The 15,135-nt window shown below is 64.0% G+C and carries 16 protein-coding genes; 6 read left to right on the forward strand and 10 right to left on the reverse strand.

The window, feature by feature from the left end:
* Positions 1–702 precede the first annotated feature (702 nt).
* From GA0061098_RS15735 to GA0061098_RS15745, 3 genes are all read right to left on the reverse strand, one after another.
* Positions 703–1,209, reverse strand: coding sequence for a DUF4262 domain-containing protein (locus GA0061098_RS15735; protein WP_091957362.1), 507 nt, complete (start codon positions 1,207–1,209; stop codon positions 703–705).
* A 38-nt stretch (positions 1,210–1,247) separates the two neighbouring features.
* The gene (locus tag GA0061098_RS15740; RefSeq protein WP_091957364.1) at positions 1,248–2,264 is read right to left on the reverse strand and encodes a hypothetical protein; all 1,017 of its coding nucleotides are present in this window, start codon (positions 2,262–2,264) and stop codon (positions 1,248–1,250) included.
* A 214-nt stretch (positions 2,265–2,478) separates the two neighbouring features.
* Positions 2,479–5,970, reverse strand: coding sequence for an indolepyruvate ferredoxin oxidoreductase family protein (locus GA0061098_RS15745; RefSeq protein ID WP_091957366.1), 3,492 nt, complete (start codon positions 5,968–5,970; stop codon positions 2,479–2,481).
* A gap of 283 nt (positions 5,971–6,253) precedes the next feature.
* On the opposite strand from GA0061098_RS15745, the gene GA0061098_RS15750 reads away from it, so the two are divergent.
* The gene (locus GA0061098_RS15750; RefSeq protein ID WP_091957369.1) at positions 6,254–7,468 is read left to right on the forward strand and encodes a cytochrome c; all 1,215 of its coding nucleotides are present in this window, start codon (positions 6,254–6,256) and stop codon (positions 7,466–7,468) included.
* A gap of 63 nt (positions 7,469–7,531) precedes the next feature.
* On the opposite strand, the gene GA0061098_RS15755 is transcribed toward GA0061098_RS15750, so the two are convergent.
* Positions 7,532–8,176 carry a trimeric intracellular cation channel family protein gene (locus GA0061098_RS15755; protein WP_091957804.1) on the reverse strand — a complete coding sequence of 215 codons (645 nt, stop codon included), beginning with the start codon at positions 8,174–8,176 and terminating at the stop codon, positions 7,532–7,534.
* Positions 8,177–8,342: 166 nt separating this feature from the next.
* On the opposite strand from GA0061098_RS15755, the gene GA0061098_RS15760 reads away from it, so the two are divergent.
* Complete coding sequence (locus GA0061098_RS15760; protein WP_091957371.1) at positions 8,343–8,735, forward strand: hypothetical protein; 393 nt, start codon at positions 8,343–8,345, stop codon at positions 8,733–8,735.
* A gap of 62 nt (positions 8,736–8,797) precedes the next feature.
* Here the strand turns inward: GA0061098_RS15760 and GA0061098_RS15765 are convergent, their stop codons facing one another.
* From GA0061098_RS15765 to GA0061098_RS15775, 3 genes are all read right to left on the reverse strand, one after another.
* Complete coding sequence (locus tag GA0061098_RS15765; protein ID WP_091957374.1) at positions 8,798–9,607, reverse strand: isocitrate lyase/PEP mutase family protein; 810 nt, start codon at positions 9,605–9,607, stop codon at positions 8,798–8,800.
* 92 nt (positions 9,608–9,699) lie between these two features.
* Positions 9,700–10,050, reverse strand: coding sequence for an antibiotic biosynthesis monooxygenase family protein (locus GA0061098_RS15770; RefSeq protein ID WP_091957807.1), 351 nt, complete (start codon positions 10,048–10,050; stop codon positions 9,700–9,702).
* A 24-nt stretch (positions 10,051–10,074) separates the two neighbouring features.
* Positions 10,075–10,383, reverse strand: coding sequence for an NIPSNAP family protein (locus GA0061098_RS15775; protein WP_018322300.1), 309 nt, complete (start codon positions 10,381–10,383; stop codon positions 10,075–10,077).
* Between the two features lie 245 nt (positions 10,384–10,628).
* Between GA0061098_RS15775 and GA0061098_RS15780 the strand changes: the two genes are divergently transcribed.
* From GA0061098_RS15780 to GA0061098_RS15790, 3 genes are all read left to right on the forward strand, one after another.
* Positions 10,629–11,327 (forward strand): ArsR/SmtB family transcription factor, encoded by a 699-nt coding sequence (locus GA0061098_RS15780; RefSeq protein WP_165637389.1) that lies wholly within the window; start codon positions 10,629–10,631, stop codon positions 11,325–11,327.
* Positions 11,328–11,448: 121 nt separating this feature from the next.
* The gene (locus tag GA0061098_RS15785) at positions 11,449–12,459 is read left to right on the forward strand and encodes an alpha/beta fold hydrolase (RefSeq protein ID WP_091957379.1); all 1,011 of its coding nucleotides are present in this window, start codon (positions 11,449–11,451) and stop codon (positions 12,457–12,459) included.
* 298 nt (positions 12,460–12,757) lie between these two features.
* Positions 12,758–13,006, forward strand: a complete 249-nt coding sequence (locus GA0061098_RS15790; RefSeq protein ID WP_165637390.1) for a GCG_CRPN prefix-to-repeats domain-containing protein — start codon at positions 12,758–12,760, stop codon at positions 13,004–13,006.
* A gap of 176 nt (positions 13,007–13,182) precedes the next feature.
* Here the strand turns inward: GA0061098_RS15790 and GA0061098_RS15795 are convergent, their stop codons facing one another.
* Both GA0061098_RS15795 and GA0061098_RS15800 read right to left on the reverse strand, forming a co-directional pair.
* On the reverse strand, positions 13,183–13,458 hold the full coding sequence (locus GA0061098_RS15795) for a twin-arginine translocation signal domain-containing protein (RefSeq protein WP_091957385.1): 276 nt from the start codon (positions 13,456–13,458) through the stop codon (positions 13,183–13,185).
* Between the two features lie 131 nt (positions 13,459–13,589).
* Entirely contained in the window at positions 13,590–13,904 is a 315-nt protein-coding gene (locus GA0061098_RS15800; RefSeq protein ID WP_104461114.1) for a hypothetical protein, read from the reverse strand.
* A gap of 130 nt (positions 13,905–14,034) precedes the next feature.
* Between GA0061098_RS15800 and GA0061098_RS15805 the strand changes: the two genes are divergently transcribed.
* Positions 14,035–14,685 (forward strand): glutathione S-transferase family protein, encoded by a 651-nt coding sequence (locus GA0061098_RS15805; RefSeq protein WP_091957387.1) that lies wholly within the window; start codon positions 14,035–14,037, stop codon positions 14,683–14,685.
* 97 nt (positions 14,686–14,782) lie between these two features.
* Here GA0061098_RS15805 and GA0061098_RS15810 read toward each other — a convergent pair whose 3' ends face one another.
* A complete protein-coding gene (locus GA0061098_RS15810) occupies positions 14,783–15,130 on the reverse strand; it encodes a hypothetical protein (protein ID WP_091957390.1) in 348 nt (115 codons plus the stop codon).
* Positions 15,131–15,135 lie beyond the last annotated feature (5 nt).

Raw genomic sequence — 15,135 nt, forward strand, 5'->3', positions numbered from 1 at the left:
CGAGATGGGCCCCGGCTCAGCAGCGCATCACTTCGTGCTGCGCAGCGTCCGGGGCACGAGACCTTGTCCTGCAGACACGCCCCCGCATTCTCGCAGCATGTTTCGCCCGAGCTTTGCTTCCGTCTCGCTCCCTCCATGAACAGAGGGCGCAGGGAAGACCGGGTGCCGGCTGGGCACCCACGGTCCGCTGTGCGCGAATTGCGCGAAGAACAGATGCACAGCGGCATACAGGTGAAGCCCAACATCCGGCCTTCCCTGCGCAGTGGCTTTACGGCTTATGTCGCGCTCTCCCCGGGGAGCGATGCACTATTGCCCCCGTCGCCTTGCGAGCGATCGCAAGACTTGACGCACAGACCCCGGGCGTCAGGACCACACGATTTTGCCGTACGCGAGACCGCGCCCGTCGTGCACGAGACAATCGCCCGCGCGACGCAGCCCGCGTCCACCGCCACTCACCCCGCGTTTCGTGACGATCGCGATACGCCCCTCTGACTGGGATGAGGTGGCCGATCGATACGACAATTCCGAATTTCGGTAAAGTGGAATGTTTTTGCGCGTGCGGATTGACCCACAGCGTGGGTGTTTTGCCCGATGGGCAATACAAGGGGTGGTGTCGCAGTCGTAGGGTGGGCAAAGCGACAGCGTGCCCACGTCTACCGGACCGTGGGCACGGCGCTGTGCGCCTTTGCCCACCCTACGACCCTACGAGACCTTGCGCCGTCCCAACCAGTTGCCTTCCGTCAGGTCGGGCTGTGCGGCACGGGCTTCAGCGGATGCCTCCGCAGCCCAGGGAAAATGCCCGTCGCGATCGGGGTACACGACTTGCAGGCATTCGAACTCGTCATTGCCGTAGAACCATCTGCTCCATCCGAGATGCGAGCGGTAGTGCTGCAACGCCACCGGAAGGAGCATGGCGGCGCCATTCTGAAACAGCGCATCGGTGGGCTCGCCGACCGGCGGTCGCCGTCCTGCGTCGAGTTCGTGGTAGATCGTCCAGAACGTATCCTGGGCGGTCTGTTGCCCCATTGAAAACACGATCATCTCCGGAAACCTGAACTTGAGCCAGAAGCCGGTCGTGTAGGCGAAGCCCGGTCCTTCGCCATCGGGGAAGACATGCGTGCCGAACCAGCCGTGATTGCGAACTTTCTCGACGAAATTCTGCTCGTGCTTATCGAGCCGATCGGGAGGCGCATCAAGGGCTGTGAACATTGCTCGCTCGTCCGATACGACGGGTGACAGACTCTTCGCTACGAGGCGGTGCTCGGGCGCGCGCGATAACGGAACGCGGTCAGCCCGGCCATTATCAGGCCCAAGACAAAAAAAACAGCGCCTCCCTTCACGCCAAAACTGTCTTGGTGTTGGCGCTCGGCCGCGTCGTCGACGATCAGGGGCCGCGCATCCGATCTGCCCGTGAGATAGCGGATCCTGGTCTGCCTGACGGTCTGGACGCCGTTGCGCGTGATCTGCCGCCAGAAGGCCGGGCTGATATGGGTCGGTCCGTAGGTCTGCTGTCGTCCGCTCTTGTCGGTCCACGCCAGCGCAACGAGATAGCTCGCGGCCTCGCCGGCCTTGTTCACCTCGCCGTAGGCGCGGGTAACATCGGCAGTGGCTTCATCGCCATGGGCGAGGATCTCATTCAACGTGCTTTGCTCAATGTAGGAGTTCACCAGCATGTAGCCGCCGAATGGAAGCATCACAGCAGTCAGAGTCCCGAGGATGTAAGGAAAGGGACGCCTTGCTCCGGCGGCGATCGTCGCGCTCCCCGGCCCGCCGCGACGCGCCGACCATGCCTGCCATCCGATCACGAGCATCACGAGCACGGCGCAAACGCCCGCTCCCGCCGCCAAGAACCTGGACGTGGACCGGATATGGCTCAGATGGTCGTCGAGATCTTCGACAATGACCGGAAGCGATGAATCGTCGTCAACAGCCTGAATGGGAATCGTCAGGAGCTTGAGCTGATTGCCAACCATGATCCGCGCCGCATAGGCAGCACTGACCGCTATGCCCGTGCGCTCGCGCTGAACGCCATCCCTGCCGGTCCACTGCAATCCGATCGACAGATTTTCGTCGACATAGCGCGGCCAGCCGCCGTCAAACACGAACGGAAACCGCGGCGAGACGGCTTTGGCCGAAATGATCTTGCCGGTGGTGCCATAGCCATCGCGCATGACGCGTTCAATGGCATGCTGATTCCAGAACATCCCCAACGCCGCCAACACACCGACGGCCAAAAACAGAATCAACACAGTGCGCAATGACATCGATCATCGCCCCGCATAGCGCACGGCGCGCATCGCCCGGCGCGCTTCACTATCGCAAGTTGCTGATATCGCGCGGCCACAACTCTTGTCAAACGGATGAATTGTCGTCCGTTGCCGTAGGGCGGATTAGCCGAAGGCGTAATCCGCCGTATTGGGCAACGGAAGTGGCGGATTACGCTTCGCTAATCCGCCCTACAGCACCTACGGAACCGCCCTACTCCGCCGCGATCTGCCTCGGCGCGGGCGGCGGGTTGGCGAGATCTGCGGCGAGCTGGGCGTAACGCATCTTTGCGTCCGCGACAGCTTTCTCCTTCACCGGGCCGTAGCCGCGGATGCGGTCGGGCAGCGACAGCAGTTCCACGGCGGTGTCGATCGTCACCGGCGACAACAGGCCGAGCACGGTGGCGACGTCCTTCTCGTAGCCTGCGATCAAATCACGCTCGAGCTTGCGGTCGGCGCTGCGGCCGAAGATGTCGAGCGGCGTTCCGCGCAGGAATTTGAGTTTCGCCAGCACGCCGAAGACGTTCAGCATCCAGGGGCCGAAGGCGCGCTTCTTCGGACGTCCCAGCGCGTCGAGGCCGCCGCCGAGGATCGGCGGCGCAAGGTTGAAGTTGAACTTGAAGTCACCCTCGAACTGGTCGCGGAGCTGCTGGGCGAAGGCGCCGTCGGTGTAGAGGCGCGCGACTTCGTATTCGTCCTTGTAGGCCAGCAGCTTGGCGTAGTTCACTGCGACCGCGCGCGGCAACGCATCGCCATAACCGCCCTTCACCGCGGCGTCGCGCACCTGGTCGATCAGCCTGCGATAACGCTTGGCGAGACGGCTGTTCTGATAGGCCGCGAGGTGCTTGGCGCGGTGCTCGATGACTTCATCGAGCGTCATGGCCTCCAGCGTCTTGGGCGCGGCGACCTGGTCCGTGCCCTTCAGCATGTCGGCAAGACGCGCGGGATCGGCGACCGCGAGGCGTCCGAGGCGGAAGGCCTCCTTGTTCATCTTGATCGAGACGCCGTTGACCTCGATCGCCTGCTCGATCGATTCCGCCGACAGCGGGAACAGGCCCTTCTGATAGGCGTAGCCCATCATCATCATGTTGGTGGCGATGCTGTCGCCGAGCAGCTGCTCGGCCGGCTTGGTGAAATCGAAGAAGGCCGAGTCCTTGTGCAGCGCGGTTTCCAAGAGCCCATTCAGCTTGCGGGTCTGGAAATTGAAGTCGCGGTTGAGGACGAAATCGGCGGTCGGAATGACGTGGCTGTTGATGATGCCGCGGGTCCGGGTGGAATCGCAGAGCGAGATCGTGTCCTTGGCGACCGCGACCACCTCGTCGGCGGCGAGCACGAGATCGGCCGTGCCGGTGACGATGCGCGAGCAGGTCACTTCCGCGGGGTGATCCGACAGGCGGACATGGCTGAGCACCGCCCCGCCCTTCTGTGCAAGGCCCGACATGTCGAGGATCATCGAGGCCTTGCCCTCGATATGGGCGGCCATGCCGAGCAGCGCGCCGATGGTGAGAACGCCGGTGCCGCCGACGCCGCCGACCGCGATGTTATAGGGCTTGTCGAGTGTCGGCCGCGACGCCGGCTCGGGCGGCGCACCGATATCGACAAGCTCAGCCGGCGCGCGGTGGCGTGGCTTGCCGCCATCGACGGTGACGAAGGACGGGCAAAAGCCCTTCAGGCACGAATAGTCCTTGTTGCAGGAGGACTGGTTGATGGCGCGCTTGCGGCCGAACTCCGTCTCCAGCGGCTCGACCGAGATGCAGTTCGACTGCACCGAGCAATCGCCACAGCCTTCGCAGACCGCAGGATTGATCATGACGCGGCGTGCCGGATCTTCCATCAGGCCGCGCTTGCGGCGGCGGCGCTTTTCGGCCGCGCAGGTCTGCACGAACACGATCGCCGATGTGCCCTTGTGTTCCCGGCACATCTTCATGACGTTTTGCAGCTCGTCGCGATGATAGAGCTTCACGCCCGGCGCGATGGTGCTGGCCGGATAGGCATCGGGCGCCTCCGAGACAAGATAGATTTCGCGGATGCCTTCGGCGTGGAGCTGATGGGTGATCTGCTGCGGCGAGAGATCGCCGTCATGGCGCTGGCCGCCGGTCATGGCTACCGCGTCGTTGTAGAGGATCTTGTAGGTGATGTTGGTCTTGGACGCCACCGCCTGGCGGATGGCGAGAAGGCCCGAGTGGAAATAGGTGCCGTCGCCGAGATTGGCGAAAATGTGGTTCTCGTTGGTGAAGGGTGCGATGCCGACCCACGGCACGCCCTCGCCGCCCATATGCGTAAAGGTCTCGGTCGAGCGGTCCATCCACAGCGCCATGAAGTGGCAGCCGATGCCGGCGAGCGCACGGCTGCCTTCGGGGACCTTCGTCGAGGTGTTGTGGGGACAGCCGGAGCAGAAATACGGAGTGCGGGAGACAGGTGCGACCGCCTGCATCTGGCTCGCCTGACGGCCGTTGAACCAGTCGGCCTTGGCGCGGAGCATCGAAGCGATCTCGGGGTTGAGATCGAGCTTGAGAAGTCGCTCGGTAAGCGAGGTCGCAAGCGAGGCAACGCTGAGCTCGGCGGCGAAGGTCAAAAAGCGCTTGTCGTGCTCGTCCATCTTGCCGACGATGCGCGGGCGCACGTCGTCGCGCCAGTTGAACAACACCTGCTTGACCTGGTTCTCGACGATCTCGCGGCGCTCTTCAACGATGAATATCTCTTCGAGGCCGACGGCGAATTCATGCACGCCTTCCGGCTCCAACGGCCAGGGCATGCCGATCTTGTAGAGGCGAAGGCCGATCTTGGCAGCGACCTCTTCGGTGACGCCGAGCTCGCGCAGCGCCTGACGGACGTCCTCATAGCTTTTGCCTGACGCCATAATGCCGAAACGGGCGTTCGGCGAATCCATGGTGATGCGGTTGACCTTGTTGGCGCGCGCAAAGGCGATCGCGGCAAAGCCCTTGTAGTCCTGCAGGCGGCGGTCCTGCTCGAAGCGGTCGTCGGGCCAGCGCAGATTGAGTCCGCCTTGCGGCATCTCGAAATCGGTCGGAATGATGAACGGCTTCATCTCGTCGGTAAGGTCGATCTCGGCGGTGGTCTCCACCGTCTCCGTGATCACCTTCATGCCGACCCAGCAGCCCGAATAGCGCGACATCGCGATGCCGAGCAGGCCCATCTCGATCATCTCGTGGATGCTCGAGGGATAGAGATACGGCATCAGCGCCGACATGAAGGCGTGGTCGGACTGATGCGGGACGGTCGAGGATTTTGCGCCATGGTCGTCACCGGCGAGACACAGCACGCCGCCGTTCTTGGCCGAGCCTGCGGCATTGCCGTGGCGGAACACGTCGCCGCAGCGATCGACGCCGGGGCCCTTGCCGTACCAGATGCCGACCACCCCGTCATATTTCGCGCCGGGCGAGAGGTTAAGCTGTTGCGAGCCCCAGACGGCGGTGGCCGCCAGATCCTCGTTCACGCCGGGCTGGAACTTAATGTTGTACTGTTCGAGATGCTTGCGGGCGGCAAAGAGCTGCTGGTCGTAGCCGCCGAGCGGCGAGCCGCGATAACCGGAGATGAAGCCCGCGGTGTTGAGCCCCGCTGCACGGTCGCGCCGGATCTGGGCCATGGGCAGGCGGACCAGGGCCTGGATGCCCGTGGTGAAGACGTGTCCGGTTTCCTGCGTGTATTTTTGATCGAGACTGATCGGACCCTGGTTGATTCCCATGCTGTCCTCTTTATCGCCCTATACAGGTCTTGCCGACTTAAGCCGTTGCCTTCCCGTTGTTTTTAGCTAGGGCGGGCCGACCGGTTTCGCCACTCTATGTCGGATATTTCAGGATCCGCATCACAAATCTGGACCAAAGGGAGCGCCGGGTAAAAATCGCAATTTCGTGGCCTGAAACACGTTGGGCATTTTCAATTTGTGTCACCATACCCCCACTGTGGCGAAATGAACTGATGCCCCGGTCGTGCCGGGTGCGGGCGATTGGTCGCAGGAGAGACTTTCGATGCGGACGATTCTGGCTGGCTCGGCTCTTGTCGGCTTGGCGTTGTGCAGTGCGGTTGCAAGCGCAGCCCGCGCCGCCGAGCCGTCGCCGGAGCTGATCGCCTACGGCAAGACGCTGGTCGAGGCTGGCGACTGCGCGGGCTGCCACACCGCCGATCCGGCAAAGCCGTTCGCGGGCGGCAAGCGCATCGACACGCCATTCGGCGCGATCTATGCGCCGAACCTGACCCCGGACCGCGACACCGGGATCGGCGCCTGGCTGGATGCCGATTTCACCCGCGCCGTGCGCACTGGCGTCGCGCCCGACGGCTCGAACTACTATCCGGCCTTCCCCTATCCCTACTTCACGAAGATGACGAAGGACGACACGCTGGCGATCCGCGCCTATGTCGGCACGCTTGCCCCCGTCGTCAGCCGCAACAAGCCGCCGGAGCTGCGCTGGCCGTTCGGCTATCGCGGCCTGATGCGGGTCTGGAACGCAATGTATTTCAAACCCGGCCTGTACGAGCCGGACCAGAGCCAGAGCGCGGCGTGGAATCGCGGCGGCTATCTCGTCACCGGGCTCGGTCATTGCGGTGCCTGCCACACACCGAAGAACTACTTTGGCGCGGACAAGCAGGCGCAGGCGCTCTCGGGCAACGAGGTCGGCGGCTGGTACGCGCCAAGGCTCGACGGCGCTTCCCGAACGGGCCTGAAGTCGTGGAGCGAGGCGGACATCGCCGAATATCTGCAGAGTGCACGCAACGCCAGGAGCCATGCTGGCGGGCCCATGGCGGAGGTCGTCGTTAACTCGACCTCGAAGATGAGCGATGCCGATGTGCGCGCGATCGCGGTGTACCTGAAGGGCCTGCCGCCGTCGCGGCGCGAGACGATCGTGACGCCGCCTGATGATGCCGAGATGAAGGCGGGCCAGGCGGTCTACGCAAAGCTCTGCATCGCCTGCCATGAAGCCGACGGCTCGGGTGCGCCGCGCATCTATCCACCGCTGCCGGGCAATGCGCTGCTGCAATCGATCAATCCGTCCTCGACGTTGCGCATCATTCTCGACGGCGCCCACACCGTGACCACCCCGCGCGCGCCCAACACCGGCGAGATGCCGCCCTATGCCAGGCTGTCCAATGAGGAGATCGCGGCGGTGATGAACTACATCCGCAACTCCTGGGGCAATGCGGCCCCGCTGGTGACGCCGGCGCAGGTGGCGAAGGCCAGGCAGTAGGGGCGAATGGGGAGTAGCGAATAGCCAGATCTATTCGCTATTCGCCATTCGCGCGCGCAGCGCTCACCTCTCCTCATCTCCGGTAAACACGAATTTCGGCATCTCCCATTTGTAGCGCACCGCGAGCAGGCGGAAGCTGAGACCGAGCACGAAGGTGAGGATCGTCCAGAGCTCGGCATTGAGGTTGAAGCCGAAAGCGGTGGCGTAGAACAGTCCCGTCACGACCGAGACGCTGGCGTAGAGTTCGGATCGGAACAGCAGCGGCACGTCGTTGCAGAGCACGTCGCGCAACACGCCGCCGGCGCAGCCCGTCACCATGCCCGACACGATCACGATCGGGAGCGAGGCGTCCATCTGCCAGCCGACGTTGCAGCCGATCATGGTGAAGACGACGAGGCCGATGGCATCGAGCACGATGAACGCGAGGTGCAGTCGATGCACAAGCCGCGCGATCAGGATCGTGAGCAGCGCCGCGCCACCCGGCAGCGCGAGGTAGATCGGGCTCGCCACCCACACCAGCGGGTAGTGACCGAGAAACAGGTCGCGCAGCGTGCCGCCGCCGAGCGCGGTCACGCAGGCGAGAAGACAAACGCCGACATAGTCCATGCTGCGCCGGCCGGCGGCCAGTGCCGCCGTCATGCCTTCTGCCGTGATGGCGATGAGTCCGAGCAGGTGCAGCACGCTATCCGTCGGCGGCAGGCTCCACATCGGCATGTTCCCTTCGTCGCGGCCATGGAACCCGCGTCCAGTTCCCTGTCAGACAGGTTCCCGATTCCCGCGCAGAGGGCAACATTCGACGAAAGCATGAGGAGCCGCGGAACAGAATCTCGCATCCACGGGTTGTCCGGGCGTCATAACCGAGGAGATCCAATCGATGGCTGACGACCGTTTTCCCAACGATCCGTACCGCCCGAACCTCGCCGACGATGAGTATCTTCGCGCGGCGCGCCGGGATGCCGACCTTCAGGCCGATCCCGAGCTTGGCGAAGGCCCCGCTTCCAGCGGCAAGGTTGCGTTGTTCGCCGTTGCGATTGCACTGGTGCTCGGTGCCGTGTTCTACGGCCTGAACAATACGACCACCAGCAACCAGGCCAGCAACGCACCGGCCTCGCAGACGGCACAGACGCAGCCCACCAATCCGGCCGCGCCTCCCGGCATGCGCGACGTGACACCACCGCGCAACAACGCCGAGCCGGGCATGACCACGGGTGCTGCGCCAACCAAGCCGGCCCCGGACACGCAGAAGCCGTCTGACGGCGCGAAGTAACACTTAGCAATAGCGCGTGAAGCGGCGGGGCTCAAAAAGTCCCGCCGCTTTTCGTTGTGTCCCTAGCCGAACATCTTGTTGAGTTCGCCGCCGGGATAACCGGTGCCGAGCTCGGTGAATGTGCCCTTCTCCGCCATCTCCTTCGCCGCACGCATGAAGCCGCCCCAGGCGGCGCGGGCGAGCGAGCCGCCGACGCTGATCCGGCGCACGCCGAGATCTTCGGCCTGCTGCAACGACAGGCCGGATGCGCCGATCAAGAGGTTGAACGGCTTTGGTGCGACAGCCTTCACCACAGCAGAGATGTCCTCGCGGGTCTTCAGGCCCGGCGCATAGAGGCAGTCGGCGCCGGCATCGGCGTAAGCGGTGAGCCGGTCGATGACCAGCTTCAAGTCGGTGACGCCCCACAGATAGGCTTCGCAGCGGCCGACCAGCAGCGTGCCGCTGTCACCGATCGCCTTGCGCGAGGCCTCGATGCGCTCGACCGCGAGTGCGCGATCGTAGAGCGGCCTGTCCTTGTCGCCGGTGGAATCCTCGATCGACAGGCCGGCAACGCCGGTGCGCACACAGCGCTCGACATTGTCCGCGACCCTGTCCGGCTCGACTGCAAAGCCGCCCTCGAAATCGGCGTTGACGGGGATGTCGACGGCCGAGCTCAATGCTGCCAGATGCTGACAGACGTCCTCGACGCTGACGTGATTATCAGCCTTGCCGATGGTCCAGGCAAAGCCCGCGCTCGACGACGCAATCGCCTTGAAACCGAGATGCTGCAACGCCTTGGCACTGCCGATATCGACCGGATTGGGTAGGATGAAGCAGCCGCTTTCGTGCATCTTCTTGAAGGTCGCGCGCTTGTCCGCGGTCGTGACGTGCATGTTTCTTCTCCCTTGTTGGCCGCGCAGACATAGGCGCGCTAACACGGCAGCGCCAGTGCGCGCCTGGCAGCGCCAGAGCGCGCCCGGCAGCGTTAGTGCGCGTCATGCACCGCCCGGCTGTCCTTCGGCGCCTGCTCGCGATCATTCATGCTGTAGTCCCGGACGACGCTGGCAATGCGCAGATGGTAATCGGCGAAGATTTTTGCCCTGCCCTTGGCCTGGGTGCGCCTGTGCTCCATCGTGTTGCGCCAGGCTTGCACCGCCGCCTCGTCGCGCCAGAACGACACCGACAGGATCTTGCCCTTCTCGGTCAGGCTCTCGAAACGTTCGACCGAGATGAAGCCGTCGATGGTTTGCAGGATCGGCTTCAGGTCGGCTGCGAGGTCGAAATAATCCTGGCGGTGTTCCGGCTTCGGCCAGACCTCGAAGATCACGGCGATCATGGGCATCTCCTGCTGCTATTGGACCTATAATACCACCTTGCGCAGGAAGGTGCGCTCTTCCGCGAGGATGAATTTGTGTTCCTCGGCGAAATGGAAATTCGCCATTCCTTCCGCGTCCTGCCGCAGCCGCGCGCGATAGGCCTCGTACGCGGCCAGACTCTCGAAGCTGATCAGACCGAAGGCGATGTTGTTGGTGCCTTCATGCGGCATGAAATAACCGATCAGGTCACCGCCGCATTTCGGGATGATGGTGAGCCAGCGCTTCGAATATTCCTCGAATTGCGCGCGCTTGAACGGGTCGATCTGGTAGCGGATGAAGACGGTGACGGACATGATGGGCTCCTGATTGTCTTTCGTCATTGCGAGCGCAGTCTCGTAGGATGGGCAAAGCGACTTGTCCGCCGTAGCTCGCAGAGCGAAGGCGGAAGCGTGCCCACGTCCTTTGTCCGCGACGACGATTGGTGGGCACGTCGCTACGCTCCTTTGCCCACCCTACGGCTTCGGCTCCTCGCAATGACGTGTTTGCAGCAACACGCTACGCCCTTGCCCCACCACAATGCTTCGGCTACCATCGAAGCATGAAATCAGGACCCGACATCGCCCTGGTCGCTTCGCTGGTCGGCGATCCCGCGCGCGCCAACATGCTCACCGCGCTGATGAACGGCCGCGCGCTCACGGCGAGCGAGCTGGCGCAGGAGGCCGGCATCACGCCGCAGACTGCGAGCTCGCATCTGGCCAAGCTCGAGGCCGGCGGGCTGGTCGAGCCGGAGAAGCAGGGCCGGCACCGCTACTATCGCCTCACCGACGACGACGTCGCCAGCGTGCTCGAGGGCCTCGCCGGCCTTGCCGCGCGGACCGGCCACATGCGCGTGCGCACCGGGCCGAAGGATCCGGCCTTGCGGCGCGCGCGGATCTGCTACGACCACCTCGCCGGCGATCTCGGCGTGCAGATGCTCGATTCCCTGCGCGAGCGGCATCTGGTCAGGCAGAAGAAGCAGGACATCGAGCTGACGGCTGAGGGCGAGCGCTTCCTTGCCAAGCATTTGCAGATCTCGCCCGGCATGCTCACCCATCCGCGTCGCCCGGTGTGCAAGGCCTGCCTCGACTGGAGCGAACGGCGCCATCATCTCGCCGGTACGCTGGGGGCCGCGATGATGCAGCGCTTTGCCGAACTGAAATGGGCGGCGCGCGATGCCACGCCCGGCAGCCGCGTCGTCAACTTCACCCGCACCGGCGAGAAGCAGTTTGCCGCGCTGTTCGGCGACGGGAAGCACTGATCACGCTATTCGCGTGACGTCGCACATTTGCGTGTGAACTCCCACTCTCGTCGTGGCCGGGCTTGACCCGGCCATCCACGCGCTTATGCGAACGGTCATTCAGTGACCGTTAGAGACCCCCATGTTCCGCATCCTCCCGGCCGCCCTCGCCGCCGCTCTCCTTGCTTCCCTGCTCACCACCGCCCACGCCGCAGACACGCCCCCACGAGAGCCCTACGGCATCGCGCTCGAGGGTTTTGCCTATCCCTACCCCGTGCACCAGTTGCCGCTCGTCAACGACGGCGAGCAGCTCAGCATGGCCTATATGGACGTCGCGCCTGCACAGCCGAACGGCCGCACCGTGGTTCTGCTGCATGGGCGCAATTTTCCGTCGAGCTATTGGGCCCCTGTTATCAAGATGCTCAACGAGGCCGGCTACCGCGTCGTGGTGCCGGACCAGATCGGCTTCGGCAAATCCTCCAAGCCTGCGGGCGAACTGCATTTCGACACGCTGGCGCGCAACACCATCGCGCTGCTCGATCACTTAGAGATCAACAAGACCGACATCGTCGCCCATTCACTTGGCGGAATGCTGGGCGTGCGCATCGTCCGCGCCTACCCTGACCGCGTCGCCCACCTCGTGCTGACCGCGCCGATCGGGCTGGAGGACTACCGCCTCTACGTGCCGCCGACGCCGACCGAGGCAATCATTGAGACCGAGGACAAGCTCACCGCCGACGGCTATCGCAAGCAGCTGCAAACCAACTACGCAATCAAGCTGCCCCCCGATGCGATCACGCCGTACATCGACGCCCGCTTCAACATCAAGGGCAGCCCCGACTACCCGCGCTGGCTGCGCGCCTATGTCAGCTCCGGGCAGATGATCTATCGCGAGCCGGTCGCGCATGAGATTCCTCTCATCACCGAACCTACACTGTTCATCATGGGCGCCAACGACCACAACGCGCCTGGCCGGCCGAACGCGCCGGAAGCACTACGGCCCAAGATGGGTCAGAACGCCGAGCTGGCGAAGGCATTTGCGGCGAAGATGCCAAATGGGCGAGCTGAAGTCATTCCGGACACCGGCCACCTCGTCTTCCTGGAGGCTCCGGACAAGTACAAGGAGTTGGTGCTGGGCTTTCTCGGCCGCTAGAGCGTTGTCGAGCGAAGTGGATACCGATTCGCGTCAAGAAAACGCGTCAAACAAGAACCTGGAGCCCGTTCCGATTCATCGGACGGGCTCCAGCGCCATCCGCGTCGCATGAAGCCGTACGCGGAGAACGTTCATGCCGCATTCAGGTCATGATTGGCAGGTTTGGATCGCGCCGTGCCGGCATGTTGCAAAATTTAACATGTCGAATCGTGTCTTTTGATTCATTGTGCGCCGCAAGCGCCAAGCCGCCGAAGACTTTCCCCCAAAGACTTGCCCCAAGGACGAGAAGGAAGATCACATGAAATACCTGTTCGCCGCCGCCATGCTCGCCAGCGCGGTTGTCGGTTTCAGCGAGGCCGCCAGCGCCGCGCAGGGTTGCGGCCCGGGTTGGTATCGTGGCGCCTACGGTGGCTGCCGCCCGATGCGCGGCGCGGTCGTCGTGCGCCCCGCCCCTGTGGTGGTCGCTCCGCCCGTCGTCGTCGTGCCGCGCGCGCGCGCGTGCCCCTATGGCTTCCGCTGGTACGCCGGCCGCTGCCGCCCGTTCTGATCTCTTTGCATCGCAAGATGGCCGCGCAGGATCAGCCTGCGCGGCCATCTTCGTTTTCAGTCTTGTTCGTTTTCAGGCTTGCTGCCGACGATTCGCCCGCCGCGGAGTTTGAGCGGCCAGAAACGAAACGGGGACCGCGGCTGCGATCCCCGTCCAAATTCGCGGCTTGCCGCGGCTTACCAGTGGCGGCGGTGCCAGCGCCGGCGACGCCAGCCCCAATGACGGTGACCCCAGCCCCGGTGGCGGCCATGCCAGTGAACGTGTTCCGGCGTCAGCTTGGCGGCTTCCTCGCTGGTGGTGACGGCAGGATGAGCGTCGGGGTTGCCCTGCGGCATGCGCGCGGGATCGCCGACCGGCTGCGGCGACAACGGCGCGGCCTGTGCGGTCGCGGCGAAGGCGGCGGCGCCCGCCGTCACTCCCAATGCAAGTTTCAAAAAGTTCCGGCGCTCCATGACATGTCCTCTAGGCTATCGAGCAAGTGATGCCGGAGGAGTGTCGCGGTCACGACATGAACCAAGGCTGAATCCTGCGTTCAGATTCAGAAATGAAGTGAGTGGAGAGTTTGTAGCCTGGATGGACCTCGCTACTTCGCAAACTCCTGCGCCAGCACCAGCGTCTCGCGCGAACGCTTGACGTCGGGCCAATCGCGGTTGAAATCGGCGACGAGCTGCCTGAGCGCATCGCCCTTCAGCATCGCCGCAAGCTTGGCCTCGTCATCGAACTGATACATCGCCTGATGCAGCGAGGGATCGTCCAGGCTCCAGAATCGCCAGGCTTTGCTCACGCCGAATGCCTTCACCGCGTCGGGCACATGTTCCCTCTCGTACCATGTGTCGAAGGCGGCGCGCTGGGCGGGATCGGAGACGGTGGCGCGGACGACGAAGAAAGCTGATGGCATCGGGTTTCCTCCTGCTGTTTGGCGCGAGCCTAGCCGGATACGCCGCCGCCGACAAAAAGAGTTGGCGCGGGTGTCGGAACGGGCGCCCTTCGCTCGTCCTTTGTTTCGAACCAGGACACGGAGACAGCAAATGGCCGACCTCACCCTGACCACCTTCAATTGGGTTCCCGAAGCGCCGCGAGGATTCGTGCGCGACCTTCGCGTGCGCTGGGCGCTCGAAGAGGCCGCGCTGCCCTATCGCGTCGCAAGCGCCCCGTTCGACGATCGCGGCGCCGCACATTTCGCGCACCAGCCTTTCGGCCAGGTGCCGTGGCTGACCGACGGCGACCTCTCGATCTTCGAGACCGGCGCGATCCTGCTGCATGTCGGCGGGCTCAGCGCGAAGCTGATGCCAACCGATCCGCGCGGTCGCACTGAGGCGACGGAATGGGTGTTCGCGGCGCTCAATTCGGTGGAGATGGCGAGCCTGCCCTGGGGAATGTCGAAGTTCATGGGCCATCCGACCGACACGGCGGCGTGGAAATTCGTCGACGACTTCCTCAAGCTGCGGCTGAAGCATCTCGAGCCGGTGCTGGCCGGCCGTGAATGGCTGGCGGGCTCCTTCTCCGTCGCCGACATCCTGATGTCGGACGTGCTGCGCGTCGTCGATGGTTTCGACGGGCTGGCGGACAGTCCTGCCTGCCGCGCCTACGTCGCGCGCGCGACGGCCCGCCCGACCTTCGCAAAAGCCCACGCCGACCAGATGGCGCATTTCGCTGCGGCGGATAAGGCACGCTCGTAATTCGTAGGGCGGATTAGGCGAAACCGTAATCCGCCAACGCCTGCATCCGGCGATAAAGACATTGGCGGATTACGCTGTCGCTAATCCGCCCTACACCTCACACCAGCTTCAGCGGCGCGTCGGCGACGACGCGCAAGTCGATGCTGCCAATCAACGCCGCACGTCGCGCCTCCGCAGCGCTGATAGCGTCGTCCGTCTGCCGCAACGTGGAGACGTTCGAGCCGAGCGACACAATCCCGCCCAGCACCAGCGCGATCGATCCGAGCGCTGCGGTCTGGCCAAATCCAAACAATCCGACGATCGTGATCAGCAACAGCGCGGCCCCACCGCCGATCGCGATCTTGGACGCCAGGATGTACTTCCGGCACCGCTCGGCGATCTCAGCCAGCCGCTCGATGCGATCTTCAATCTCGGAGATTTCGTCGGTCGGATCGTCTTCGGTCATCGGGA

The organism is Bradyrhizobium shewense, from assembly GCF_900094605.1.
Taxonomy (GTDB): Bacteria; Pseudomonadota; Alphaproteobacteria; order Rhizobiales; family Xanthobacteraceae; genus Bradyrhizobium; species Bradyrhizobium shewense.

Excerpts from the sequence above, each read along its gene's own strand:
- GA0061098_RS15735 (WP_091957362.1), bottom strand. The coding sequence starts at position 1,209 with ATGTTCACAGCCCTTGATGCGCCTCCCGATCGGCTCGATAAGCACGAG.
- GA0061098_RS15740 (WP_091957364.1), bottom strand. The coding sequence starts at position 2,264 with ATGTCATTGCGCACTGTGTTGATTCTGTTTTTGGCCGTCGGTGTGTTG.
- GA0061098_RS15745 (WP_091957366.1), bottom strand. The coding sequence starts at position 5,970 with ATGGGAATCAACCAGGGTCCGATCAGTCTCGATCAAAAATACACGCAG.
- GA0061098_RS15750 (WP_091957369.1), top strand. The coding sequence starts at position 6,254 with ATGCGGACGATTCTGGCTGGCTCGGCTCTTGTCGGCTTGGCGTTGTGC.
- GA0061098_RS15755 (WP_091957804.1), bottom strand. The coding sequence starts at position 8,176 with ATGTGGAGCCTGCCGCCGACGGATAGCGTGCTGCACCTGCTCGGACTC.
- GA0061098_RS15760 (WP_091957371.1), top strand. The coding sequence starts at position 8,343 with ATGGCTGACGACCGTTTTCCCAACGATCCGTACCGCCCGAACCTCGCC.
- GA0061098_RS15765 (WP_091957374.1), bottom strand. The coding sequence starts at position 9,607 with ATGCACGTCACGACCGCGGACAAGCGCGCGACCTTCAAGAAGATGCAC.
- GA0061098_RS15770 (WP_091957807.1), bottom strand. The coding sequence starts at position 10,050 with ATGATCGCCGTGATCTTCGAGGTCTGGCCGAAGCCGGAACACCGCCAG.
- GA0061098_RS15775 (WP_018322300.1), bottom strand. The coding sequence starts at position 10,383 with ATGTCCGTCACCGTCTTCATCCGCTACCAGATCGACCCGTTCAAGCGC.
- GA0061098_RS15780 (WP_165637389.1), top strand. The coding sequence starts at position 10,629 with ATGAAATCAGGACCCGACATCGCCCTGGTCGCTTCGCTGGTCGGCGAT.
- GA0061098_RS15785 (WP_091957379.1), top strand. The coding sequence starts at position 11,449 with ATGTTCCGCATCCTCCCGGCCGCCCTCGCCGCCGCTCTCCTTGCTTCC.
- GA0061098_RS15790 (WP_165637390.1), top strand. The coding sequence starts at position 12,758 with ATGAAATACCTGTTCGCCGCCGCCATGCTCGCCAGCGCGGTTGTCGGT.
- GA0061098_RS15795 (WP_091957385.1), bottom strand. The coding sequence starts at position 13,458 with ATGGAGCGCCGGAACTTTTTGAAACTTGCATTGGGAGTGACGGCGGGC.
- GA0061098_RS15800 (WP_104461114.1), bottom strand. The coding sequence starts at position 13,904 with ATGCCATCAGCTTTCTTCGTCGTCCGCGCCACCGTCTCCGATCCCGCC.
- GA0061098_RS15805 (WP_091957387.1), top strand. The coding sequence starts at position 14,035 with ATGGCCGACCTCACCCTGACCACCTTCAATTGGGTTCCCGAAGCGCCG.
- GA0061098_RS15810 (WP_091957390.1), bottom strand. The coding sequence starts at position 15,130 with ATGACCGAAGACGATCCGACCGACGAAATCTCCGAGATTGAAGATCGC.